The organism is Alicyclobacillus sp. TC (assembly GCF_016804365.1).
GTDB classification, from domain to species: Bacteria; Bacillota; Bacilli; order Alicyclobacillales; family Alicyclobacillaceae; genus Alicyclobacillus_I; species Alicyclobacillus_I tolerans.
In genome coordinates, this window is sequence record NZ_CP044434.1 from 1,491,835 (window position 1) to 1,515,625 (window position 23,791).

A 23,791-nucleotide genomic window follows, 5' to 3' on the forward strand; every position below is an offset into this window, starting at 1 on the left:
CTCGCTTGGCCTCCTTAGCCCAAATACACCTGTTCAAACTGAGGATTTTTCTGAATCGGCAAATCGGGCAACGATATCCCTTGTCGTTTGGCACGCTCCACCATGCGCGGCGTCATGCCATGAAACACGAACACATCCTTTTCACCGTTCCAGGTCGCCAAACGGACAAACGGCACCGTTTTCGTACTTGGATCGTAGGGATAGATTTCAGACACTTCCACCACCCGTTTGCCAAAGCGTGTTCGCTCACAACCAATCACCACTTGCGTCACGCTGGTGAAAATGTTCGCCACCGTCGACATCGCAGGTTTTTGCGGTGCCCCTGCCGCGAGTAAACACATACGCTGGACGATCCCCTGCGCTTGCGGAGGAGCATGCACCGTGGTGAACGTATGTCCGGTCACAGATAACCCCGCTTGCAAAAACGCATACGCCATGGCCTCCATGCGGATTTCACCCACGCCCACATGATCGAAAAACATCCGCAGCGTATCCGCGATAGAGTCTAACATGGTGATTTCGCCCTTGCCCTCTGCGTTAGCTCCCTTGTTATAGAGTCTCGCCGACCATCGGCAAAGCGGCTGAAGTTCCGGCATCTCTTCGACAATCCCAACCACTTCGTTTTCTGGGACATGACCCAGTATGGCCGCGCAAAGCGTCGACTTCGCGCTCCCCGTCCCACCGGCCACCACATAGCTATAGTGAAGCGTAGGAAACAGAGCAAAAAGTTGCACCATTTCTGGCGAAAGCATTCGCAGTTCCATCAGTTGCTCCAGGCTGAAGTTGAAAAGCGGTTTGCGAACCGTCAAAAACATGCACTCTCTGGGCAGAATGACCCCAAATTCATCCTTGACGGTCCAGGCACTGGCCCCGCCCCGAACGTGCATGCGATACCCATCGGCCAACATCGCATCGCACCGCGGATTGGCCAAATCAAATTTGTACGTCGTACCCGACAGTTTCTTGCTCACAAAATCCACAATTTCCTCGTTTTGCATCACCAGCCCCGGTACCACTTCTCGCTCTCCTCTTCGGGTCACAATGACTTGTGTGCCGCCGATGACCATGATATCCGAGATATACGGATCGTCCATCACCGCCTGAAGCTTGCCATAGCCATACATGTTGTTCAAAACTTCCTGAATCGCTTCTTCCTGATACCGCGCGGGAATGCGAATCAGCCCGGCCAGCCTTCCTAAATACGCATGGGCCTCGCGCCTGGGCGGCAGGTTGCGAAGCCATTCGTTCTCTTCGCGAACCCGCTCCATGAGGCGCCGGGTTTCTTTCTCTACCTCTTTTTGCCGCTCCAGCACGGCTTCATCTTCGGCAAAATAGGCTTCGGACTCCTGTTGCAGTTTTTCCAGTTCTTCCAGGATACCCGTCATCCCTTTTTCCCGCCTTTCGACGACTTGGCCGTGGACGAAGCCTCCGCTTCACCTGTGTTCGTGCTGCCATCCATCATCGGGACGCCACTCGTGGCCAACGTCATTTGCGCCTGCCCATTTTGCAAACTTTCTCCCACCAACTGGAATTCAGGATACGTGAGGAACAAGATGAACACTGGCGTCTTCCCCGGCACCTCGGCCAGCACCCGAATCGGTCCCACCAGAGCTTCTGTACTCTGGTTGTTCGGCTCCTGTTTCGTATAAAAGACCGCAATGTTCTGACCAGGTTCCACACTGTCCGCCAGTACCGACGAAGGCGTATAGGCCACGACTAAACCATTTTGATGTTCATGCGCCTGATAGTAGGCCAGCAGTGCAGGAATGTCGGTTTGCCCGGCCACATCCGTCGTGGAAATGGGTTGACCTTGTGTCACGCCTACCTGCAAATACCGCCCGACCAGCATCTGTTTGTCCGTCAGCCAGTGCAATTGCCGAGCCAGTGCCACAGGCACAGTCTCCGTCGAGAAATCACCTGCCGTTAAAGCGGTGTCGGGTGCCAGGTTTTGTGAAGCCGTCACCACACGCACCGATTGCACCGCCCGGTTGTACCCTACATAGGCCAATCCACCTGCCGCAAAGGCCAACCCTACACTCAGCATCAAGTACGTGTGCCTTTTGAGCGTCCGAAACGCCATGTCCGCATCCCCTCTTTTTCCGTCTCCGTCTTTTGCGCATCCTCCCGCCATAACTTGAGGCGAATCTGTTTCATTGCCGTCTCAATAGCCGGACTGCCCATCAACATTTCCCCCGCTTGCACTTCCTCAAAGAGCTTGTCGTCTTCCGGTACATAACCCAGCACCGGGTAGCCTGTTTGGCTCTCCAAAATCTGCGAAATCTCATGAAGTACACCCGGTTTTTCCCGTGTACGGCTCAACACCAGATGCACCGGTTTCTCCGTCAGACTGAAAAAATCTCGAATTTCCGCCCAGGTGCTCCGATCCGTCCCGGTCACACCAAGGACGACATCCGCTTCCCGCATGGCTTCCACCGTGCAAACCATGCGGCTAGGATGCGTATCCAAAATCACGGTGTCCGCATACCGCGAGAGCAGATACATCAGTCTTCGAGTGCCATCTGCTGAAAGTCCCATAGGCCGTTGACCTTTCGGAATGACCCAAAAACCATACCCTGTACGAATCAGATTCTGTTCCAATTCCGCATCGTTGAGCGTATTGGAGAGTACCTCAAACCGATCCGTGGAAACGATGGGATCGACACGCAGGAGTCTCGCCAGATTTCCCATATTGTCCAAATCGACCAGCACGGTCCGTTGGCCCTTCTGATGCAGGTTTCTGGCTAACAAAATGGAAAACGTGCTTTTGCCCACTCCACCCTTGACTCCGGTGATCGTGAGAATCGTCGCTCGTTTCGCTAGCGGGCGCAGAGGTTCCACAAAAGGCACAGTTTGCCCCCGCAAGGAAAACGTTTGTTTCGAAGCTTTTTGGCGGATCATCTGTTCCATGAGATCGTTGGCAGAAACACCTGCAGGGTTCAGCGCGGACGAAGGTTCTTTCGGCGCATCCAGCGCACGCTCTTCTCGCTTGGCCCACTTTTCCAGATATGCCGGATGTGGCGGATACGGCAGCATCTCTGCGCAGCCTTCCGGCGGCACGTCAGGTTTCAGTCCCGGCACGCTCAGAATCACGGGTACACCGTAAACCGAAGAAAGTTGTGCCGCCATCCCCGCGTCCTCTTTTCGCGTGAGGATGACCAGTTCTATACCGCTTTTCGGAAAGTCTTGTTCCCTGGAGAGCGTCTGCACGGGATAACCTTTTTGCCGATAGACCTGTTCCATCTTCTTCCCTCGCGCCACGTCCCGATCAAACCAAATCCACAAGTGAAAGCACCTCCAATATCGGCATCCAGTGCCGCCGAAACGATGGATCGCGCATCGTCAATGGCTTCCCCATCAAATAGGACGTCGCGTTTCGCTCATCCCAGGGAATTGTAGCCAGCGGCACCTCATGCTCCCCGAACGGCCAAGGTTTCCCCACTTCCCGTTCGTATCCGTTCATGACCCATACCGTCTTTCCTCGCGCTCTTTCCAGGCGAGAGCGTACAGAACACACAGACAAAGGGTCTGGCGCGGCAGAGAGAATCAAAACATCGGGTGCCACTTCCGGCTCTGCGTGATCTAGGAACACCACAGGCGCTTCAATGGGAATATCCAGCCACCGTTCAGCCACAGGTATCACCCGATTCCATAACCGATACGGGGCGTCCCGATCCGCGTAAATCCATGCACCGCGCACACATCCTGCCAGATTCCAGGCGAGAAAACTTTGCCCAAATCCCTCCACCGCCACCTTCATGGAATCATCACCACCGATGGCGAAAGCGGCTCAGGGCGGTGGTAAAAGTAGCCCTGCACCAATCCCACACTCTGGCGTTTAGCCCACTCGGCCTGTCGCTCTGTGGCGACACGCTCCAGGATGACGCGAGAGAGCATTTCTTTCGCAAAGGACAGGGCTGCCCGCATCGTTTCTTCGTGGCCCATCCAGTTGATTTTTAGAAAATCCGGGCGCAAGTAACTGCATCGTTCAAACTGATTGAAACCCGTTCCAAAGTCATCCAGTGCCACTTGCAATCCTTGCTCCCGATAGGGAAACAACCACCTCTCCACTTTTTCTGCATCAAAACTGCGGCTCTCCGTCAACTCCAGCACCAGATTACGCGGAGAGTCTTCCGGCCAAAAAGGCAATCGTTCCGCTGCCATCGTTTCCGCCGTGACGTTGACAAACACCAGGAGTTGCGGCGAAGACCGGGCGCGTTTCCAGGCTTCCCGCAAAATATACTGTTCCGTTTCCACCAGCGTCCCGGCACTGTGGGTAATCTCCAACACTTCTTTCGCGTGATGCAAAAGAATTTCTAGTCCTACCTGTCCACCCGTCACGGGATCGACAATTCTTTGATGCCACAAAGCCAAAACAAAGCCCCCTCTCTTTTCAGGAAAGAGAGAAGGGCTGGTCAACGCCACAGCCATATCAAGAGAGTTCCGTGGCCAAATCAAAGAGGCGAAATCCTCTTGCGTTTGCCATTTGCGCATCCGGCAGAACCTCCACACGGGCAAAGTGAGACTGAAAATAACGTGCAGCCCCTGCTCCAGCACCCCCCGCCAAAAACACCGCCTGCACTTTGCCCAGTGTTTGCGCCCCCAGTTTCGCCATGACTTCTCGCATCACAGCGGTATAGACTCTCTGGCGCACCATGTCCACCTCGTCCGTCAAGGTGTGCATCCTGCCGCCGAAAAAGACGCTGCCTGTCTCCAAGAGTTCCTGATACAACGCCCGATCCGACAAGGAGGGACTCTCCCCCGCCACACGTCCAAGTAAACGGGATAACTCCTGCATGAATGTATGCCCGCCTACATCGACCGAGCCCGACAAGCTCTCCACATACCGAAACGGTCTCGTCTCAAAGACCACAAAACCTGTGGTGCGCGTACCGATATCGACCAATAGCAGATATCCACCATGACGAAGCAACGCCTCGTCGCGAGGCTTGAGCGTTCGGGTATCCAAAAGCCCTGCCATCATCGCTCCCATTGCCTGCGGAACCACACGAACCGAGGCAGCTGAGACCTTGAGCTTGCGACCTTCCACCGTCACCGCGCCCTGCATATGAGCCAAACGTTGTTGCAGGGACTCTTTTTGCAAAGCATAGTGGGCAAGTGGCAAGCCAGTCACCACGCGAGGGGCATCTCCCTCGTCTCGCATCAAAAGCGCTAGTGTAGTGAGAACCAAAGCTTCCGTATCTTCATCCTCATGTTTTCGGCTCGACAAATTCACAATCGCATCCAGGCATTCTCGTTCGGCCAACTCGCCCAAAAAGAGATGCCGCCTCCCCTGCCCCGTTTCCAAAACCACCTCATAAGGCACAACATCCCCCAACATCGTGGTTCTCTCAAATCCGTCCCCTACGACCGCCGGAAAGAGAATGTCCTGTTCACCGTTCGTCGCTTTCACATACCCATATCCCAAATCCAGCGGAAAGAGAATGTCCTGTTCACCGTTCGTCGCTTTCACATACCCATATCCCAAATCCAGTCCCACGACCGTCATCGTTTCCATCGCCCTTTCTTCACTGACTTTTGAAAACCTAAACTGCTGTCCCACCAGTCTTTGCAAGCGAGAGAAAGTTTTTTTCCATGCAAACCGCCGAGCTTTTCTAACTTGCGATCATACGGAACCAGCACACGCGGCTGATACGGCGTCAAAAGCGGCTGAACGATTTTGAGTTCGGAGCGTTTTCTCGCCTGATTCACCACGACGGATACCTTGTCCGGTTCGACTTTCGCCATGACCAATTTTTCCGCATGTTCTTCCACTCGTCCCAAAGAATCCGGCAAGGTCCTGACGGCCATGACCACCTCACTGACCAAGGGCAACAAAAGTCGATGCAGAGGTGTCCAGCCCTGAGGCATATCCACAAAAACCAGATCCATCTCACTCATCGCCAGTTGCACCAGATACAAGGCATCATCCGGATCAAACAGGACAATATCCCGGCTCTGGGGGCTGGGGATGAGATGAACCCCTGTTTCATGGACATGACAGATCCCATCCGCAACAGCGGCAGCCATATCTCCCCGCGCCAGCCGCGTACATCCGCACTTTGCAAAAAGCCAAATTTCTCTGAAATGTCCCCGTTGACATCCAAATCCACAATGGTCACTCTTTTGCCATGCAATGCCGCATACAGCGCCATATGCGCCCCCACGGTCGAACGACCCGCACCACCTTTGGGGCCTTCTAGCATGATGAGCGGGGTGCCTCGTCGACGAAAAAACGCGGGGGCTTGGGGTGGCTCTGGCATCGCGGGCATGAGCCGATTGGAAACCAATGCTTCCTCCGTGCGGCGCAAAACTTCACGCGGTGATTCCTGTCCATTCCGCAGCGGCGTGGATGGTGCGTTGACCCAGGTATCCGAAACCGCCAATTCTCCCTCTTCTACCGCTTCTGTCCACTCGATCCATTCATTCGCATCATTCGCCGCATCGTTTTTGACCCTGGAATCCAGTTGCTCCTGTTTTGCAAGGAGCACAAACACATCCCCTGGCGGTAAAATCGACGTTACCACAACTTGTGGAAACTTCGTCTGAACGGCTTCCTGAATCCCCATACGCTCATCCACCAGAATCCATTCGAGCGTCCCTTGTTCGCGGGCACGCGTCAACTCTGACATCTTCTGTACCCGCACCACGTCCCCCAGAATCGTCAGCTCCGCCAGCGTTTCCTTGGCCTTGTCCTCTTTCACCAAGAGCGCGATCAAGATGTCACCCTCCCCTCTTCCATCTCCGGCGTAAGTTTGGCCTCTGCACTCAATCTCGGCATCTCTTTCACCCCTCCCAGTCAAACCCGTCTTTCGGCAACACAGGTTCCGCTTCGTCCCATGTGAAATCTGTTTCCTCCTGCACTTGTGTATCCTCTTCCTGGGTAGACTTCATCGCCTCGTCGACAGGTGATGAAGTCGCCTCCATTCCCCAAAAGGAAAGGAGACCGCCTGACAAAGCCTCTGCCAATTCAGAGATTCGTTCGGACACCGCTTGACCTTCGCGCATCGCGACAAAGGCTGTGTGCCCAAAGTCCGGGAACACCATCGCCGCACCGTCAGGGATCTCCTCCTCCTCAGGCCAACGATTGACCATCCAAATCACACCTTCTATGGGCGTCTGTCGCGCAGGATCCGAATCGGTCACCCAGATGACAGCATCCGTTTGCAAAAGCGCCCGCTGCGCAGCCTGCTCTATCGAGGTGCCGGAGACCCCACTTCCGTCCAACACACGCACGGCTGCCTCAGCAGGAGCACTGGTAACAATCCAGGAAGAGGATTGCCCCCAGTGATGGACAGGAGAAGCGGGGGGTGCAACCAATACCGCGTCCATCCCCTTTTGCCGCAGTGCCGCCGCCAGATTCCAGGCCACAAACGACCCACCTGCGCCAGGCTCGGATAGCACGGTCACTGTCTGTGACGTTTGCCATACAGGGGCGTCCCCAAATAGCCAGGCCAACAGCTTTACGGCATCGATGCTCTGTGCAGACCCAATCACCTGGCATCCGAGCGCTTTACCCTCACGGGCCACTATCGCATTTCTGGCCACCAAACCCACCGTTTTCCCCGCTTGGACGCCCTCTTTTGCCGTCTCTAACACCGTTGTGAGGATATGGCTAGCTTTCTCTCGCGCTTCCGTCACTCTCGTTTCTCCCAGGACATTCCTAACCCAGGTTTCCATCGTCTTGTCTGCCAGTTCCAGGTACACCTTCATCCTAGTTCACCCGCGTTTTCAGCTTTTTCGACAGTTTGAAGCGCACGCTTTGATACGCTGGGACTTCCATGAATTCCCCCGTTTTCGGGTTTCGACATAAGCGAGCCGCGCGTTCCACCGGCTCAAAAATGCCGAACGGCACCAGAGGGACTCGTTCACCTTGACTCACTGCATCACTCATGGTTTCAATGAGCGCCTGTACCACGCGATGCACGACGGCTGATTTCTCTCCACACCGAGATTCCACTTCACGAAGCAATTCTTCTTTGGTCATCAATGCTCGTCACCTTTCTGATGAAAAAATTCGCCTTCTCCCCTGGAAGGAGGCGAAGGCGAAAACGAGGTAACAAGGGGACTTTAGGGGCGGATTGTCAGGATCGAACCCTGATTTGTTAAGACAAACAGATAACCGTTGTTGTACACGGCTGAGGCGACTCCCCCTGGAATCGTTACGCCGCCGTAACTCATCGTATTGTTGGCATTCTCTACTTGAATGGTTGTACTCGTCGACTGATTGAGATTCGCATAAAAGGTAAATCCATCTCCTGCAGCCAGAATATTGTCTACGGTTGTGGATAACTGGGTGAGTTGGTTGTTGCTTGTGTTCAGAAACCAATCTCCCTGACTGCCCGTGATATAGATACCACCGTTGCCTTTGGCCATGACAGCATCCTGAGAGGGGGACTGTAAGCTCCCTGGTTCACACTTCCTATCATGCCTTTCCCTAACACCGCGCCGCCCGGACTGATTTCAGCCCAGTCCAGGTGACTGGTCTGACTGTAAGACTGAAGACTCGATTGAAACACCGTATAAAAGTTCCCATTGACAGCGGCTAATCCAAAATAAGGACCATAGGTGACGGTGGAAGCAGGCGGTGTTAAAGATACGTTTGGGTATTGATAGTTTGTCGTCTCAAGAGTCAAACCATAGTGCATGGTGACATAAGAACCATTTTCCGTCGCGTATACATTGGAATAAGCTATTTCTCCTGGCAATGCAGCAGCGTAGAGTGGCGTAAAGCTGTAGTTTTGATCCGAGCTTCCATAACCAAAACCATCGACCCCATCCGTTTGAGAATTGATCGTAGCGACTTCAAAATTGTCATCATTGTATCCACCGTAACCACTGTTTTCCATACCATATTCATAGAAAAGTCCGCCTACCTCACCCAACCATACAGGGGGATAAGGGAGACCGTTGTATGTGGTTTCTGGTGTGCCGTTGTTGGCATTATACGCAAAAATTTGATTCGTTCCCGCCGTATAGAGCGTATCTCCATTGACCAGGAGCACTGAACCTTCCACACTATAACTATCGACTACCTCTGGTGTCGTACCCACCACCGGCTCGGTGAGGCTCGCGCTGGTGGTGCCCACCGTTGCCGTGATAACGGCATTCCCTTCACTGTTGGGAGCCGTCCAGTTCGTCGTAAAATCACCGCTGCTATCTGGCTGGGTCACGCTCTCCGGAGACACGGATCCCTCGTTTGCAGCAAAGTTGACCGTCAGTGGATAACCTGAAGTTCCCAGGTTCTGTCCGTCCGCCGTGACTTGCGCCGATACTGTATAGCTACCGCCTTCTGCCGCACCCGATGATGGTGCGCTCGTCGTGAGTGTAATCTGCGGCTGATAGACGGGTTCTTGCGTGCTGTAGACACCCGTTCCTCCGGGCGTCTCTGCCGTGAGCGTCACCGTTTGTTCCGTGTTTGGCGCTGTCCACTGGATGGCATCATTGCTACCACTCGAACCTACGTTCGTCGAGGATGCCGAAAGACTCCCTGCCGAAGCCGAAACATCAACTGTAGCATTGCCGACGCTCTGTCCATCCGCCATCACGTCGATGTAGAGATCATAGGTTGCACCGGTCAAAGTGGGTTCTCCGTTGTTTTGGACCACCAGTTGAAATTGCGGCCGATAGACGGTTACAGAAACCGTATTCGTGAGTCCATCCACCGTCAGTTGCAGTTGCGCCGATACCGAGGTCTGACCTTGGGTGCTAGCTGGTGTCCAGGTGAAGGAGATATCGCCATTCGCATCTGTGGTTGCCGACGCTTCACTCAGCGTTCCCTGATCGACCGACATTTGCACCGTTTGTCCCGGTAACGGGTTCCCGCTATCATCGGTGACCTGCGCCGTCAGATCATACGTTTCACCCGAGATCATCGGTTCGCTTTCGCTTTGAGTCGTACCGTTGCTACTGGCCTGTTCATGGAGTACGGATGTGCCGTTCAAGCTGATCGCAACATTCATCTCCGGCTCTACGACAATGACCGTATCTGTTTGCGCATCGTTACCCACCGATGCCGTCAACGTCACATTTTCTGCCGTCCCTGGTGCCGTCCAGGTCGTGCTGAAATCTCCCTGACTATCCGTCGTGACACTCGTACTTCCGAGGGTTCCAGCACTGGCTGAAAGCGTCACAGTTTGATTGGTCACCGGTTGACCTCCCAGCGTGAGTTGCCCAGATACGGTGTAAGTATTGTCGCTCACCGCGCCAGAAGATGGAGCATTCGTCGTGATTGTGATTTGCGGAGCGACCACAGTGACCTCTGTCTGTGCGGTCTGTTGACCACTGGCCGCATCGATCTGCACGCTGCCAGCATCGGACGGCGCTGTCCACTCGGTGCTAAACTCTCCGTTCGCATCCGTTTGAACCGTCTGCTGCAAAAGCGTACCGCCGTTGTCGGTGCCTGTGGCCGAAAGCGTCACGATTTGATTCGACACCGGCTGGCCATTCAGCGTCAGTTGCCCGGAGACCGTGTACGTTTGACCCACTTGTGCACCGTACGACGGTGTGGCCACGGATATGGTAAGTTGAGGCGCTACGACTTGAACCGTTGCTGACTGGGAAACTCCGTCCGCACTGGCTGTCAGTGTATACGTTCCTGTCGTTGTCGCGGTATACTGCGCCACATAATTGCCGTTGCTATCTGTATACGCGCCTGTCGGATCGAGCGAACCGCCAGTCGCAGACAAATTCACCAGGGCATTCGCCAGCCCCTGACCGTTGTTCGTCACACTCCCTGTGATGTTTACAGGTTCGCCTTCCTGTACGGTTTGCGGTGCACTTAGCGTCAACGACACTGCCCCACCCGGATACGTCGTGTCATACTTGGCATCCTGACCATCCGGGTTGGTCACTTCCACCGTAATCGCATCATTCGGCTGAAAGACAAAGCTACCATTTCCATATCCTTGAAGACTACTGACGTCGATACTCGATGCCGACATCCATGTGGCATTCGGTGTCACACCGCTTTGGGCTCCTGTCTGCCAACCTGCCGTGGTATCCAAAAGCGTTACGGTGGCCCCTTCCACAAAGTTGCTGCCGCTGATCGTCAGCGAAGGGCTGGCACCGCTTGTGGTATTCCAGGATACCCCCGAAATAGAGGGTGCCGGGTTCGTTACGGTGACTCCGCCGCCTGACCCGTCAGAACCACCACCGGATGAAGAGGCGTTCTGGTACGTGCCGCCCCAAATCTTCGCCGCAAACGAACGGGCAGGCGTCAGTGCCTGGTGCCTTGTGGACAAGGCCACATACGACACGCCCCCCACCGTGGCGACAATAGGAAGTACCGTGAGCGTCATTTTCATAAGCCCCGTTATGGTACTTTTCTCGTCTTCGCCTCTTCGCAGGCGTAAAAATCGTTTCCACATTCGACAGCCCCCCTTTCTCTGCATGACTTGACATTGAGAGTGTGGAGGGCAAAGTGGTAGGAGACACTTTCATTCCTTGTTCCAATACGCTTTTTCGATTAGGCTAGGATGTAAAAAAAGATGGAGGATTTTTATGTGGAATCATTACGTGGATGTCGAAAATGAAATCAATCTCATCGTACAAAAAGAATTTTTAGAACGCGATTTTTTTCAAACATTAAAAGCTGGACAGTACACGATGAAACAACTGCGACACTTTGCCATTCAGTACTCTTATTACAGCAGACACTTCCCTCGTATACTTGGCGCAGCCATTTCTGCCATGGCTCCGATCGATTCTTGGTGGGTGCCTTTAGCAGACAATTTATGGGATGAAGCGGGTAGAGGGGCCGTGGGTCATTCACATGAACAACTGTATAAGACGTTTTTAAAAAGTGTTGATCCTAATATCCAACTAAATGACTGGGGTATGCCGCCTGAGCCCATGGGAAACGCTGTTCAGACTGCCATAGAGACCTTTCTTCAATTCTTTCATCAAGCAATGCCACTCGCTGCGATGTCCGCTGTTGGACTAGGTTCTGAAATGTTTGCGGGGAGAATTATGGGGGAAATTGCATCCGGACTTAGCCATCCAAATTATCAAAAAAAGCAATCCCTCGAACTTTTATTTTGGCATTGTCACGCAGATGAACATGAACCACGCCATTATCAATTATGCAAAAATGTATTAATTCAATATTCTAAGCCCGAAGAATTGGCTATCCAATGGGAAGCAGGAAGCTATATCGCTCGTTCAGAAGCTACCATGTATCAATCTTTACACGAGGAAATGCTTCTATTAGATGCTTAACGTGATCTCAAAATATTTTTTCATTTGTAGTAAAAAATATTCCGAAAGTCACGATTTACTTGAGTCAATTTCCTGCATTTGAAATCAAGGGTTTTGCAGAATGTAAATTGAAGCCTATCATTTTGCAAAACCCTTGGCGATGACTGACCGTACATTATCTTTACCTCTACGTATAAGAGACATTTCCTCTTTTATGTATTCTATACCTAACATGATAGATTTTACCTTATTATCGCTGTTTACTTCAACCCAATGTTCAATAATCATTCAGTGAATTACAGAAGAAATTTATAGAATCAGCCATTTCAAAAATTTCTACTTTGTCTCATTCAACTCAGCCATGAACAATCATACGGAGTAAAAAATGTACTTGTATGGGGGTGAATTCTCCCAATTTATCCTTAGGATAGTTCAACATTCAGATCAAACTGACAATCTATATTGATTCATCAACTTGTAAGCCTCCATTGCTTGTCTAAGCTTCAGCTTAACGCTACCCCGTATCAACACTAAATTTCACCGTCTACATGCATAAAAAAGCTAGCATCGAGACAAGTTAAAATATCCCTGTTTTGGAGGAGAGATTTTATGTCCAAAGTTTCTCGGCATATAACCCAAAACGCCCAATGGTTTTTAGAACGGTTAGAAGATGCCGATCTCCAAGTCGTTTATGATCATCTGTGGATGCAAAAAAAAAAATTTCTATCTTATGGATTTGGCTTGAAAGTTCAGTGAATGCTGGTGAACTTCAAAGGAGAGTCTTTGAACCCCTCACACGAGAGCCATTCATACACCAACACTCTATATGGGATGCCATTCGACAACGCTTACCTATCAAGCAGGCTCAACTCTCTTCTTCCTTAGTTGAACTCGAACATAAGCTTCTCAAAGGGCACGTTCTTCTATGTGTCGAGGGCGCTACGGACGCCTTGTCCATGCCTGTTCAAAGTATGCTACAACGTGGAATTGAGGAACCCCCCAGTGAGACGACTGTCCGCGGAGCCCATGAAGGATTTGTCGAATCTTTGGAGACCAACGCTTCTCTGTTACGAAAAAGGCTTCCCTCCCCTGATTTGTGCATGGAATCTTTCATACTGGGTTCACAGATTCCTTCCGAACTCAAAATGTTTTATCTGCGTTCTCGTGCAGAACCCTCCTTACTGGAAGAAGTTCGTTCTCGTCTTCAAAAACTTCAAACCAAGGATGTTTTATCCTCTGGTGAAGTCGAACAATGGATTGAGGATGCACCATGGTCAGTTTTTCCGACCATTGGAAATACGGAGAAGCCGGATAAAGCCGCTGCTCAAATTTTAGAAGGACGCGTGGTGCTGCTCCTTGATGGTGATCCAACCGCACTGTTTATGCCGCATTTGTTTATCGAGTCCATCGTTAACACGGAGGATTATACTTCTCGTCCCTATTATGTTTCTTTTATTCGCTTACTTCGTACGATGAGTTACTTTTTTAGCATTCTATTACCTGCCTATTACATCGCTATGTTAAATTTTCACAAAGAAATGATCCCGACCGCATTACTCCCCAAATTACAGGAATCCAGTGCAAAAGCGCCTTTTCCGATCACCCTGGAAATCCTCATTATGATACTCATGTTTGAAATTGTGCGTGAAGCCGGAATTCGTCTACCGAAATCCGTAGGTTCTGCTGTTAGCATCGTGGGAGCTCTGATTTTAGGGCAAGTTTCTGTCGATGCCGGTATCGTCAGTCCACCCACCATCATTGTCGTTGCCTTTTCAGCCATTACGGGATTTACCCTGACTCCCGTAGCCGATGTGATTGCTCTATTACGCATCGCCAATATCATCGTCGCTTCTTTTCTGGGGTTATATGGCGTCATTCTCTTTATGCTTGGCGTTCTGGTTCATGTCGTGAGTTTAACTTCTTTTCATTCGCCCTTTTTATCGCCTATCGCTCCTTTGTACCTTCAGGATTGGAAAGATGGTTTTGTGAAATTCCCCATTCGTTGGTTATCCAGAAATCCGCGTTCGTTACATGATCGCCAAAGAGTAGGTTGGAAAAAATGAATCGTCGAAAGACTAGCGTATGGATCACTTGCCTGAGCATCCTTGGGATATGTCTCGGACTCACGGGCTGCGGAGAAGGTACAGAACTCAAATATGTCTCTATGGTCTCTACGGTAGGGGCAGAACAACTCAACAATCATCAAGTGCGATTATATTTGATTCCGCTTTCTATTGAAGAAACAGAGGCACAGCAACAAGGAGGGAGCAGCCGAGAAAGTCGTCTTCACACGCTCATTGTGAGGGACGGTATGACGGCTTTTGATATTGAACGAAACATGATTCGTGAGACCAAGCATCGCCTCCTTTTTACTCATGCCAAAGCCGTTGTGATCTCACAATCTATGGCTAAGCACGATTTAGACTGGTTTTTAGATATTTGGTATCGAGATCAGCAACCCCGTTCTCGCGCTTACGTGTTTGTCACCGATGATCCTGTCAAAGATATTTTGGCCAACGCGACCTGGTTAGAACCTGAAGTATCTTTTCCGTTATCCTTTGGTATGGAAAACATTCGATTTGTATCGAATTATGCTACCGTTGATCTGATCCAATGTTTGAAAGCTCTCCATGAACCTCCATATTGTAGCCTTTTGCCTATGCTCCATTTACATGCCAAGAAAAAGCCAATGACCGTGGAATACGAAGGAACTGCACTCATCCAAAAAAATCATATGGTCGATGAACTCAATACCACGGAAACGCAAGGTCTCATATGGTTGCTCGGTCAAGAAAAAGGGGGAAGTTTAGAAATCGGAGAGTCGCATCAAAGAAGTGTCGTTGAAATCACCCGCGAAAAAGTGGAGAAACATTTTCAATTTTCTAACGGTCAGCTTCACGTAGAATATACTCTTCGATTGCGAGGAACACTGGCACAAGATGGAGAGGAAGGAGACAGTTGGAATCCCCAACATCTTCATCAGCTCGAAGAAAAAGCTAACCAAACGGTTCAACAAATTTGCCAGCAAACTCTGCAAAAATTACAACAGAAAGACCAGACTGATGCACTGGGTGTTGGGCTTATGGTCTATCGAAAACAACCTGGTGTGTGGCGTCAATACGCATCTCATTGGAACGAAGTGTTTCAAAAAGCAGATATTCATGTTCACCCCGTAGTAACCATTATGCATCCCGGGTTAATTCGTTGGCTCAAACTCCCCTATTAAATCCAGAAAGGAAGTATACCCTGTTGGCCATTCGACCGTTTGAGGCTATGTTATTATCTCTTATTACTCTTCCCGTCATGGGACATTTATTTATGGTGGCTCCCATACTCCAGGCGGCTGGCCGTGACATTTGGATCAGTATTCTTTTAGGAAGTCTTCTTTTTTTAGGTTTAGCCCGATGGAGCGTACATATCGTCGTTTTACGTCAAGGAAAATCTTTATGGGAATCTGCAAATCATTTTCCCAAACCTTTACTCACTATTTTTAAAGGTTACTTTTTACTGTATAATGTCGCACTTGCTATCCTCTCATCTGCCCTGTTTATTTCTTTTGTGAAAATTAATTTTTTACCGAATACGCCTACACTAATCTTGGTCATCTTTTTAATGTTGATCGTTGCCTATAGTTTATCGAGGGGTCAACAAGCTATCTATTGGACAGGCACATTTTTAGCAGGATTGGCCATGCTGACGGGAATGTCTGTCACTCTGATCGATCATCATTCGAAAGATTGGTTGGAGTGGCTTCCTCTTCTCGAGCACGGATGGCATCCCGTTTGGATAGGCTTAGGGGTCTCTTGTTGTATGTGGACCGAATGTCTATCACTCCTTTTTCAATTACCCTATCAACATCCTTCAGAAAAATTATTGTATCGTTGGTGGGCTATCGGTATCATCCTGAATGCCATTATGATGATTACTCCTGCTATGGGAGTTATCTCAATCTATGGTTTAGAATGGGCTCAAACTTTTTTGTTTCCGACAGAAGAAACCCTCCGATCTATGGATCTCATCCTCATTGATCGATTTGACACGTATGGACTCGGACTTGCCGCCATGGGTACATTGATGCGGATAGCCATCTCTCTGGGATTTGCGATGGAAACTTTTTGGGATTCGGAAAAGCACCAAACCTATATTCTTATCTTTTTCCTTCCTCTGCTTACGGTCACTACTTTTATTCTCAGTCGTTCTTTTACGACCATCGAAGCCTGCCTGATAGGATATATTGGTAGTTCCGTCTTTCTCGTAATTCTGGTAGCTTTCTTCCTCTGTTTTCAACGGTATTCCCCACAGAATCGGGAAAAGCACCAAAAAAGGCGATAGTTCTTCTTCCAATCAAGGGAATCCGCATTTCCCTTCAAATCTTCGCCTTTTCAAGTGCTATAGAACTTCTAGTCCCCTAAGGGCTCAGTTGTGGGAAATTTCTCCTCTTTGGCTTCATCCAACCTATGATCCCAGCAAATCCCCATGGCATAGTCTACCTGTTCAACGCGAATAAATCCGGTATGAAAAATACGTATATTTTTTTCGATTGAACAAAGATCCTGGCAGTAAATGCAGTAAAACGATTTCATCAGACACCATCCTTCAACAAGTGGATTTGATGACACGTGCTTGCAAAAACTGGCCCGGGTGATGTTGAATCATACCTTCCTCTCCGTATTTTTCTCGGATACGATATCCTCGCTCGGTAAGCTGTTGAATGAGATCTTGTTGAGCTTTCCAAGGCAAATTTCTCATGAACGGCTCAAAAAAGTTGCCAGCTTGAAACCAAAACCGAATGATTTGGTCAATCTCATAGGTCTTCCCCAGGATTTCAACAGGTTCCAAAGTGACCTCTTCGTAAGTACATTCCAATGTAGAGAGAATATTCCGAATAGTATCCTCCTTCGGCATACGATCCACTGAATCCTTCGACATTGATCGTGATTGTTGAAAGATGGGAGCTAACCACTCTTCTAAAAAGGGTTCGGTTTGTGGAAATTGGAGACCATATATGGTGGTCAACCACGCTCCTGGTTTACATACACGATGAATTTCTCGTAAAGCTTGAGGGATATCTGTAAAATGCAGAAAGAGAAAACCTACCGCTGCGTCAAAAGTATTACTTTCAAAGGGTAATTCCTCGGCTGTCGCCTGCAAGAATTTTACAGAAGCGCCCGAATAGGGCTTCTTCATCGCTCGATTCAGCATACCCAGCGAGGGGTCAATCGCCGTGATTTGCCCAAACAAACCTACTTTTTTGTAAAGTCCGGCATCCAAAGTGAGCATGCCTGTTCCACAGCCAAGCTCCAATACGTGCATATTCGGTTGCAAGCGAGCATTTTTCAAAAGTGCGGCACGTAATTCCTTCGCATTGGAAAGACGATTCATGATCTCATCATAATCTTCCATTTGACCAAAACCGGCAAACCGATTGAGTGCAGCACGCTTTTCAAGGAAACCGGTTTCCTGTAGAAAAGCTTGAAATTCCTTGAGATGGTCTTCTCCTTTTTTTGTTAAACGAATGGATAAACGATCCGATGAAGATACCCATTCTGCAACACCATAATCCAAGATGAGTTTACATTCTTCTTCCAACGGATAAGAAGCCCAGGGACGATGATATTGACCACTCACAAAATCTGTAACTAACATAGGCTGATAATATTGAATTGCCTGATAGTCATCATATGCATTGACAAGAAATGCAAGAGCAAACACCGTTTCAGGAGAATATCGCTTCATACTCGTTTCCAGTAATTTCGAAGCTACCAGTATCATGCTACCTTCGAGCCCGGACTGACCCAGACGTAAATGCGCATAAAAGGCAGCTGTGCTGGTGATCGCGTCAATCATCGCATTGGTGGCAACGACTTTCTGATAGTAGGGTTGAATGGCTGGACGGGCAAACCAGTGCTCAGGCCAATATTGTCGGACTAACCGCCGAGCCTCTTGATGAATTAACTGTTGATGATGCGAAGTTATTGTTGCAACGGAAACATGTGTGAGTGTCGGGCCGACCAAGATATGCTCCTGTAACAATTTTTTCATGATGGGAGCCAGTCTGGGCAATTCTTCAACAATTTCTGTCATACGAACCTTCCTTTTCTAGTGCGAATGCTGTCTCATTTTATCAATTTTATCATGTTCGAAAGAAAAAGGATTCCTATCCATAGAAATGCGTATGTTGGAATAAAATCAATATTCGGAGCACAGAATAAATATAGAAACACATCCTTTCGACACCGTAGGGCTCACGCTTCACCGCGCGTGGGCCACTCCCATGAGAGGGGGAACCTGTGTGCAGGAAGACATACTGGATACAGGAATGACCAAGAGAGTCGATGAATTAGGAAGAATCGTCATTCCCAAAGAGTTACGAATGAGTTTAGGCATAGAGTGCGGAGATGAACTTGAATTTTTGTTAGATGAGGAGAATTTGATTCTTCAGAAATATGTACCGGGATGTATTTTTTGTAAGAATACAGAAGATCTTCTATGGTTTCACGAGCAGCAAGTCTGTCGTCATTGTACGCAGCAATTACAGCAGTATATCAAATACTAACTTGAATGAGCCACAGTCAAGAAAGCCCAGACTGTGGCGAATGACTTGTGTAGCCTCAGGCAACAGGTACAGTCTTACAGGTCGTCACGGCTGTAGGTACCAGCAAAAAGAACAATACAAAGATAATCAAAAATACAATAGCCCAGCGTGTCAGTCCATCGAGCATTTTTCAACCCTCCTTTAGCATTAAAACATGCTAAACGAGTCTTCATGGAACCGGACAAACACACGAATTTGAAAACGAATCCATCTAATTTACCTAGATTCGGTTCAGTTGACCTGCCCTCCAATCGAATAGGAAGTATTCAGAAAGGTTGAGGGAGTCATCATCGCCCAATCTTCCACAGCCATAGGTCGTGCCCAGTAGTATCCTTGACTTAAATCGATGCCCAGTTGTTGAGTGATTTGTACCTCCTCTATCTTTTCTACGCCCTCGGCAATCACTTGTTCTCCGGAATCCATGTAACACAATAGATGAGATAGTAACCGCTGTTTTCTATCTGAAAGATGAATGTTTTGAATGAGTGAACGATCTATTTTGATGAAATCGGGTTCCAATATCACCAAGGTAGACAAATTGGCATGTCCGACCCCCATATCATCTAAAGCAATTCGAACGCCTAGAGAACGTAAGGGTCGTAACATCTCGAATAGGGTTTTCGGATCATAAGCTATGTATTCAATCATTTCAAAGATAAGTTGGCTGGGCGGGCAATGACTCTCTTGCAACAGATGTTCTAATTCCTCCAAATAGGCACGCTCCGTCAGACTATGGGGACTAACATTGACAAAAATCGGTTTAGATTGCCATTTTGCTGGCAACTCCAAACGTTTCTTCAAGCTCATTGATAAGGCTAGCCGGTCGATTTCAGTAGATAGTTGATATTCATAGGCAGCCTGAAACCATACATCCGGCGGTATCCCCTTCCCCTCGCATTGAGGGCGACTTAACGATTCATACGCAAAAAAGTGCTCTTTGCGATGATGAACGATAGGTTGAAACACCACATCTAGTTGTCCTCTTTGAATACTGGATAAGATACTTTGCAAAACGGAAGTGGGTATATTTGGTCGATTAGACAGTTTATACCCCCCCCCCCCCCCCCGAGGGATATTTTACCATTTTTGATGTGTGAATCTTGTACCATGTGTATCTTACCCACCCCTCTATCGTTTGAGGGCCACCCGTTTCCTACGGATGGCCCCCTCGTTCTTCTCGCCCTATGCGGCAACCCGGCGATCCTAGGCACATACCCTTAGACCCGTAGCTTTGCGTCCCAATGTTTCCATTGGTATGCTTTGATACGCATTTCTGAAATTTCTTCCTACCTTATCTTCCTACAAATTCCGACAATTTTCAACCTTTTGTCACAAAAGGAAGGTCATATACCTCAAATTCATTTCGAGTGCGAACGTACGATCGAGCGAGTACACAAGAACATCTTCTTACCAATCCGCTGCGCTATGTGCCATATCCGCGTCGAGTTCAAGACCAAGCCAAGAACGCAGGTATGGATTGGTGTGTTTCTGTGCTTCTGGCCACAAATGACGAGCTAAACGGTAGGAACAGATCCACGGACGATGGGTTTCCGGCAAGAAAGACCGATCAAACTTGGCATTATGGGCCACCCGTACAGCGTCCTGGATATGCGTCAGAATGGTTGGCCACACTTCTTCCCATGTGGGTTTGTCTTTGACCTGTCGATTGGTGATGTGATGCACTTCCGAAGCTTCCGGCGGTATCGTTTGTTGGGGATTGACAAGCGTCTGATAGAGTGGGCGAATGCCGTTTTTGCTCACCTCGACCAGTGAAATGTCCACAATCCGATGGATGGTTGGGTCTAGACCTGTCGTCTCTGTATCCAGCACCACAAAGCGTGTATCCTGTATACGCATGTAGGTTCTCTTCCGTTTTTGGAGATTGTAACCAAAATAGGACGTTGGAACAAGCCTGTAACCGACAGAACACGCTCTGCAGTCACGAAGATATACCGTGCGGATGGAAAATGCTCTTGTCACAAAATGTGTAGCGGGTACGTCTATACAGGTAAACAATCGAAACTAGGGGTGGTTTTTGTGCAAAAACGAATCTGGGGACTGACTGCGTCTATGCTTGCATTGACGTGTTTGACGGTGACCGGGTGTGGGACAATGTCATTGATCAATAAAAATGGAAATACACTCAACCCTACAGCATCATCTGATAGTCCCCATTCATTTAAGCCAAGTCGAACACATCGAGATGTTAATTCAGCCAAAAGCGTAGTTATATCTCCTTTAGAAAACCTAAAATCAATCTATATGGTCAATGGAACCACCGGATGGGCCAATTCTTCCCGTTCAATTTTTCGAACTACAACGTCGGGACGAAAATGGGTACGAGTTTTCAATTCCAAGCACATTTTAGCGTTGGATGCAGTTAATTCACAAAATGCTTGGGTGATCACTCAAGGCAGCGCTCGCCATGTCACTCTCAACACTACAAGCGACGGTGGCGTCCATTGGAGAATGGATCGTCTCAGTGCGCCTTGGACAATAGTAAACGCCCAATTACATGTTTCCATTAATTCTCAAGATAGTTCGTTTGGATTCGTAATGTTATCGGGACCTCTGGATTTGCAAACAGGGCCACAAGCCTTATGGAGAATACTACGAGGTCATGTTTCCTCCTCCCCGGTATATCAATCCCTCCATGGGTCCATTCAAAAGATTCAATATGCCACACCGAACGAGGCATGGGCCACAAATTATTTTCCTAATCCTAATCACAAATCTTTTTCTTCCTCCCTGATGATCTCAACGAACGGAGGTATGTCTTGGGGTCCTGTTACATTGTCTATCCCACACTCGCTTCTCATGAAAGACATGAACAATCACAAAACCAATCCAAAACTGCAAGCTTCGGTACTTGCCATATATCCTCCCACATGGGTTTCTCATATCGGCTTCCTATCTGTATCCCTAACTCTTCCATATACAACCAGAGAGAACACCGTGGACTACCAACGATACTTTGTTCTCTATCATACTGTTAATGGAGCTCAATGGAAACCTATTTGGATAAGTCCCGATTCTTCCCTCTTGACAGACTTTTTAACATCTAAAAAGGGACGGGCTATCGTCTTTCAGGGCAAACAACAGGAATTGGAGCAAACCCTAACAGGTGGTCGCACATGGGAAACGGTTGCACCCATCCCCTCAACGATCCATCCCATCTGTCTCAAGTTTTTCGGTCAAACAGGATGGATCGTCTCCCAGAGTATTCAATCAAATTCCTTGTCTTTATGGAGATCTCAGGACGGGGGAAGAATTGGAATGTTGTAGTTGAGTAGCACGATTTTATTCGATATAGAACGCTCCACTATTCATTCAACAAATCCCCGGAGATGTCGTAGGATGCCAAGTGTAATTAGAACTGCTGCTCACTCCATCTACATATGGAGTTACATCATAATCCGGGTCTTGAATATATTGCCAAATCATCGGCGCATATCCACCCACTGTTGGCATGGGGCAATATAGTTCTTCCACCGTCGTACAATCTTGTGAAGACTGTGTATCAGCAATCCACACTACAATTGGCTGTGGAGAAATCCAATTATTAGAATCTAGGAGATTTTGAAATTCTCCAATTTGACTCCCGTAGAGTCCTAGCGTAGTAGACGACGAGAATGAATTTGCCGCATTTAAATTTGCAAGTTCATTTAAAAAGCCTTCTACGACAGTTTGATTTTCATTCCAAGCCGTAGAGTCATTCGCAGTATTCCAGCCACCACTACCGAGCGACACAGCTCCAAACATTGTACCCCCAGGATATCCTCCGGGATATTGTTGGTTCCAAAACTGGTTCCAGAAAACCTGGGCCTGTTCTGCTCCCCATTCTTCATAAGTCTTCCCATAAGGTGTTTTTCCTGGACCTTCAATGTTCCAGTAAGCAAAGGCAGGAATAGAAATACCTGTGATAGCCCAATAGATACTTACAGTTGTACCATAACCCATTCGACCGAGATAAAAACTCATTCCGCAAGGATTACTGGAAGTTCCTGAATCCGAACCAAAATACCATGTCATTGAATAGCGCTCCCTTTTGATGTTAGTTCCACCCGGCCGGAGTGGTGAGGGGCTTTCATTTTGCCCCTCTACTCTTTAAAAGCACCTCTACTCCCCATTTTGAGCACGCTCTTCAAAAATTTTTTCAGAACCTCTTCCAACATTCCCGTACAAACTTGCGATTGAGCTTCCTCTCTCCACCATCTCGGCACAGATGACACTTGCTGATCGATCTCTGCTCGGAAATATCGACATAACAGAAAGACATCTACTTCCTTGTTTTGTCTGACTTGTTCCAAAAGATTGTGTACCTTCTGTGTTCTATCCCTCATTTTGTATCTGCTCCTTTAATTTCCGAATCGCTTGACGGTGTATATGGCTAATCGTTGTTTGGGCAATCCCTATTTGTCTGGATAATTCCCGTTGACTTTTTCCTTCCCAGTACAATCCATACAGAATGGTTTTTTCTCGCTCGGATAAGCCAGAAAACCATTCCATCTCACGGTTTGAATGATCAGCTAACAAATCAGGGATGGTTTGGATAAACTCTTCTCCTTCTGCATTCGCGGCATTGAGAATGAGGTCTTCTCGGCTCCATCTCTTGTATTTGTTTCGCGTATGGGCTGCCACATGCCGTATGATCTTGCGAATCCAGGCTACTTCCTGCTCAGGGGTATAGGTGGTCATGTCGGTCACGTCCTTGCATATGTCCCCGTCCACGTCCCCAGTAGAGGGCATAGCCAAGCAGTTCGTCCTGGATAACCTTAGCCTGTTCAGCCAACAACAAACTCACCTGTTCCAACCGCTTCTGGTCTTCCTCGTTCTCCAACATTTCCGCGCACCTGGTATAGGCTATCAACGCTTTGTGCGTTTGGGATGAGGTAGATGGGTACGATGGGGTAAGCACGTCCGATGATGACAGAACACGCTCTGCGGTCACGAAGATAACCCGTGTGGATGGAAAAATGCTCTTGTCACAAAATGTGTAGC

Annotated in this window: 26 protein-coding genes and 1 riboswitch; of the genes, 7 read left to right on the forward strand and 19 right to left on the reverse strand. The window is 48.8% G+C overall.

Going from position 1 to position 23,791, the window contains the following annotated elements:
* Positions 1-14: 14 nt before the first annotated feature.
* The 12 genes from FY534_RS07320 to FY534_RS07375 all read right to left on the reverse strand — a co-directional run bounded on the left by FY534_RS07320 (position 15) and on the right by FY534_RS07375 (position 11,297).
* The gene (locus FY534_RS07320; protein ID WP_203114137.1) at positions 15-1,385 is read right to left on the reverse strand and encodes an ATPase, T2SS/T4P/T4SS family; all 1,371 of its coding nucleotides are present in this window, start codon (positions 1,383-1,385) and stop codon (positions 15-17) included.
* The gene (locus tag FY534_RS07325) at positions 1,382-2,080 is read right to left on the reverse strand and encodes a flagella basal body P-ring formation protein FlgA (RefSeq protein WP_072875111.1); all 699 of its coding nucleotides are present in this window, start codon (positions 2,078-2,080) and stop codon (positions 1,382-1,384) included. Before FY534_RS07325 ends, FY534_RS07320 begins: the two co-directional genes overlap by 4 nt.
* A complete protein-coding gene (locus FY534_RS07330) occupies positions 2,044-3,282 on the reverse strand; it encodes a ParA family protein (RefSeq protein ID WP_072875110.1) in 1,239 nt (412 codons plus the stop codon). Before FY534_RS07330 ends, FY534_RS07325 begins: the two co-directional genes overlap by 37 nt.
* Positions 3,266-3,757 (reverse strand): hypothetical protein, encoded by a 492-nt coding sequence (locus FY534_RS07335; protein WP_072875109.1) that lies wholly within the window; start codon positions 3,755-3,757, stop codon positions 3,266-3,268. The genes FY534_RS07330 and FY534_RS07335 overlap by 17 nt, the downstream gene beginning before the upstream one ends.
* Positions 3,754-4,371, reverse strand: a complete 618-nt coding sequence (locus FY534_RS07340) for an EAL domain-containing protein (RefSeq protein WP_072875117.1) — start codon at positions 4,369-4,371, stop codon at positions 3,754-3,756. The genes FY534_RS07335 and FY534_RS07340 overlap by 4 nt, the downstream gene beginning before the upstream one ends.
* Positions 4,372-4,429: 58 nt before the next feature.
* Positions 4,430-5,515 (reverse strand): ParM/StbA family protein, encoded by a 1,086-nt coding sequence (locus FY534_RS07345; RefSeq protein WP_238413440.1) that lies wholly within the window; start codon positions 5,513-5,515, stop codon positions 4,430-4,432.
* Positions 5,503-5,898 carry a CpaE/TadZ family protein gene (locus tag FY534_RS07350; RefSeq protein WP_203114138.1) on the reverse strand — a complete coding sequence of 132 codons (396 nt, stop codon included), beginning with the start codon at positions 5,896-5,898 and terminating at the stop codon, positions 5,503-5,505. Before FY534_RS07350 ends, FY534_RS07345 begins: the two co-directional genes overlap by 13 nt.
* Positions 5,895-6,716 carry a nucleotide-binding protein gene (locus FY534_RS07355; protein WP_203114139.1) on the reverse strand — a complete coding sequence of 274 codons (822 nt, stop codon included), beginning with the start codon at positions 6,714-6,716 and terminating at the stop codon, positions 5,895-5,897. Before FY534_RS07355 ends, FY534_RS07350 begins: the two co-directional genes overlap by 4 nt.
* A gap of 67 nt (positions 6,717-6,783) precedes the next feature.
* Positions 6,784-7,638 carry a hypothetical protein gene (locus FY534_RS07360; protein ID WP_129583653.1) on the reverse strand — a complete coding sequence of 285 codons (855 nt, stop codon included), beginning with the start codon at positions 7,636-7,638 and terminating at the stop codon, positions 6,784-6,786.
* A gap of 73 nt (positions 7,639-7,711) precedes the next feature.
* Positions 7,712-7,984 carry an HU family DNA-binding protein gene (locus FY534_RS07365; RefSeq protein ID WP_072875105.1) on the reverse strand — a complete coding sequence of 91 codons (273 nt, stop codon included), beginning with the start codon at positions 7,982-7,984 and terminating at the stop codon, positions 7,712-7,714.
* 83 nt (positions 7,985-8,067) lie between these two features.
* Positions 8,068-8,373, reverse strand: coding sequence for a hypothetical protein (locus FY534_RS07370; RefSeq protein WP_203114140.1), 306 nt, complete (start codon positions 8,371-8,373; stop codon positions 8,068-8,070).
* Complete coding sequence (locus FY534_RS07375; protein ID WP_238413441.1) at positions 8,316-11,297, reverse strand: beta strand repeat-containing protein; 2,982 nt, start codon at positions 11,295-11,297, stop codon at positions 8,316-8,318. The genes FY534_RS07370 and FY534_RS07375 overlap by 58 nt, the downstream gene beginning before the upstream one ends.
* A 202-nt stretch (positions 11,298-11,499) precedes the next feature.
* On the opposite strand from FY534_RS07375, the gene FY534_RS07380 reads away from it, so the two are divergent.
* The 5 genes from FY534_RS07380 (at position 11,500) to FY534_RS07400 (ending at position 16,527) form a co-directional block, all read left to right on the forward strand.
* Complete coding sequence (locus tag FY534_RS07380; RefSeq protein WP_072875103.1) at positions 11,500-12,216, forward strand: iron-containing redox enzyme family protein; 717 nt, start codon at positions 11,500-11,502, stop codon at positions 12,214-12,216.
* Between the two features lie 588 nt (positions 12,217-12,804).
* Positions 12,805-12,951 carry a hypothetical protein gene (locus tag FY534_RS07385; protein WP_203114142.1) on the forward strand — a complete coding sequence of 49 codons (147 nt, stop codon included), beginning with the start codon at positions 12,805-12,807 and terminating at the stop codon, positions 12,949-12,951.
* A complete protein-coding gene (locus FY534_RS07390) occupies positions 12,948-14,258 on the forward strand; it encodes a spore germination protein (RefSeq protein WP_203114143.1) in 1,311 nt (436 codons plus the stop codon). The genes FY534_RS07385 and FY534_RS07390 overlap by 4 nt, the downstream gene beginning before the upstream one ends.
* On the forward strand, positions 14,255-15,421 hold the full coding sequence (locus tag FY534_RS07395) for a Ger(x)C family spore germination protein (RefSeq protein WP_072875101.1): 1,167 nt from the start codon (positions 14,255-14,257) through the stop codon (positions 15,419-15,421). Before FY534_RS07390 ends, FY534_RS07395 begins: the two co-directional genes overlap by 4 nt.
* A gap of 23 nt (positions 15,422-15,444) precedes the next feature.
* A complete protein-coding gene (locus tag FY534_RS07400) occupies positions 15,445-16,527 on the forward strand; it encodes a GerAB/ArcD/ProY family transporter (RefSeq protein ID WP_072875100.1) in 1,083 nt (360 codons plus the stop codon).
* A 264-nt stretch (positions 16,528-16,791) separates the two neighbouring features.
* Here FY534_RS07400 and FY534_RS07405 read toward each other — a convergent pair whose 3' ends face one another.
* Entirely contained in the window at positions 16,792-18,279 is a 1,488-nt protein-coding gene (locus FY534_RS07405) for a class I SAM-dependent methyltransferase (protein WP_072875098.1), read from the reverse strand.
* Between the two features lie 208 nt (positions 18,280-18,487).
* Here FY534_RS07405 and FY534_RS07410 point away from each other — a divergent pair, with 208 nt between their 5' ends.
* Positions 18,488-18,751 (forward strand): AbrB/MazE/SpoVT family DNA-binding domain-containing protein, encoded by a 264-nt coding sequence (locus tag FY534_RS07410; protein ID WP_238413442.1) that lies wholly within the window; start codon positions 18,488-18,490, stop codon positions 18,749-18,751.
* Positions 18,752-19,021: 270 nt separating this feature from the next.
* Here the strand turns inward: FY534_RS07410 and FY534_RS07415 are convergent, their stop codons facing one another.
* Together FY534_RS07415 and FY534_RS07420 are read right to left on the reverse strand one after the other, a co-directional pair.
* Positions 19,022-19,801 carry an EAL domain-containing protein gene (locus tag FY534_RS07415; protein WP_255567356.1) on the reverse strand — a complete coding sequence of 260 codons (780 nt, stop codon included), beginning with the start codon at positions 19,799-19,801 and terminating at the stop codon, positions 19,022-19,024.
* Positions 19,802-19,975: 174 nt separating this feature from the next.
* A riboswitch (cyclic di-GMP riboswitch) is annotated at positions 19,976-20,060 on the reverse strand.
* A 137-nt stretch (positions 20,061-20,197) separates the two neighbouring features.
* The gene (locus FY534_RS07420; RefSeq protein WP_072875095.1) at positions 20,198-20,647 is read right to left on the reverse strand and encodes a 3'-5' exonuclease; all 450 of its coding nucleotides are present in this window, start codon (positions 20,645-20,647) and stop codon (positions 20,198-20,200) included.
* Positions 20,648-20,827: 180 nt separating this feature from the next.
* On the opposite strand from FY534_RS07420, the gene FY534_RS07425 reads away from it, so the two are divergent.
* Entirely contained in the window at positions 20,828-22,075 is a 1,248-nt protein-coding gene (locus tag FY534_RS07425; protein ID WP_203114145.1) for a beta propeller repeat protein, read from the forward strand.
* A 45-nt stretch (positions 22,076-22,120) separates the two neighbouring features.
* Here FY534_RS07425 and FY534_RS07430 read toward each other — a convergent pair whose 3' ends face one another.
* The 4 genes from FY534_RS07430 to FY534_RS07445 all read right to left on the reverse strand — a co-directional run bounded on the left by FY534_RS07430 (position 22,121) and on the right by FY534_RS07445 (position 23,741).
* Positions 22,121-22,822, reverse strand: coding sequence for a hypothetical protein (locus FY534_RS07430; protein WP_072875093.1), 702 nt, complete (start codon positions 22,820-22,822; stop codon positions 22,121-22,123).
* A 68-nt stretch (positions 22,823-22,890) separates the two neighbouring features.
* Positions 22,891-23,133: a hypothetical protein gene (locus FY534_RS07435; RefSeq protein WP_072875092.1), complete on the reverse strand. Its 243-nt coding sequence runs from the start codon at positions 23,131-23,133 to the stop codon at positions 22,891-22,893.
* Positions 23,123-23,488, reverse strand: a complete 366-nt coding sequence (locus FY534_RS07440) for an RNA polymerase sigma factor (protein ID WP_203114146.1) — start codon at positions 23,486-23,488, stop codon at positions 23,123-23,125. Before FY534_RS07440 ends, FY534_RS07435 begins: the two co-directional genes overlap by 11 nt.
* The gene (locus tag FY534_RS07445) at positions 23,469-23,741 is read right to left on the reverse strand and encodes a hypothetical protein (protein WP_129583651.1); all 273 of its coding nucleotides are present in this window, start codon (positions 23,739-23,741) and stop codon (positions 23,469-23,471) included. Before FY534_RS07445 ends, FY534_RS07440 begins: the two co-directional genes overlap by 20 nt.
* Between the last annotated feature and the right edge of the window lie 50 nt (positions 23,742-23,791).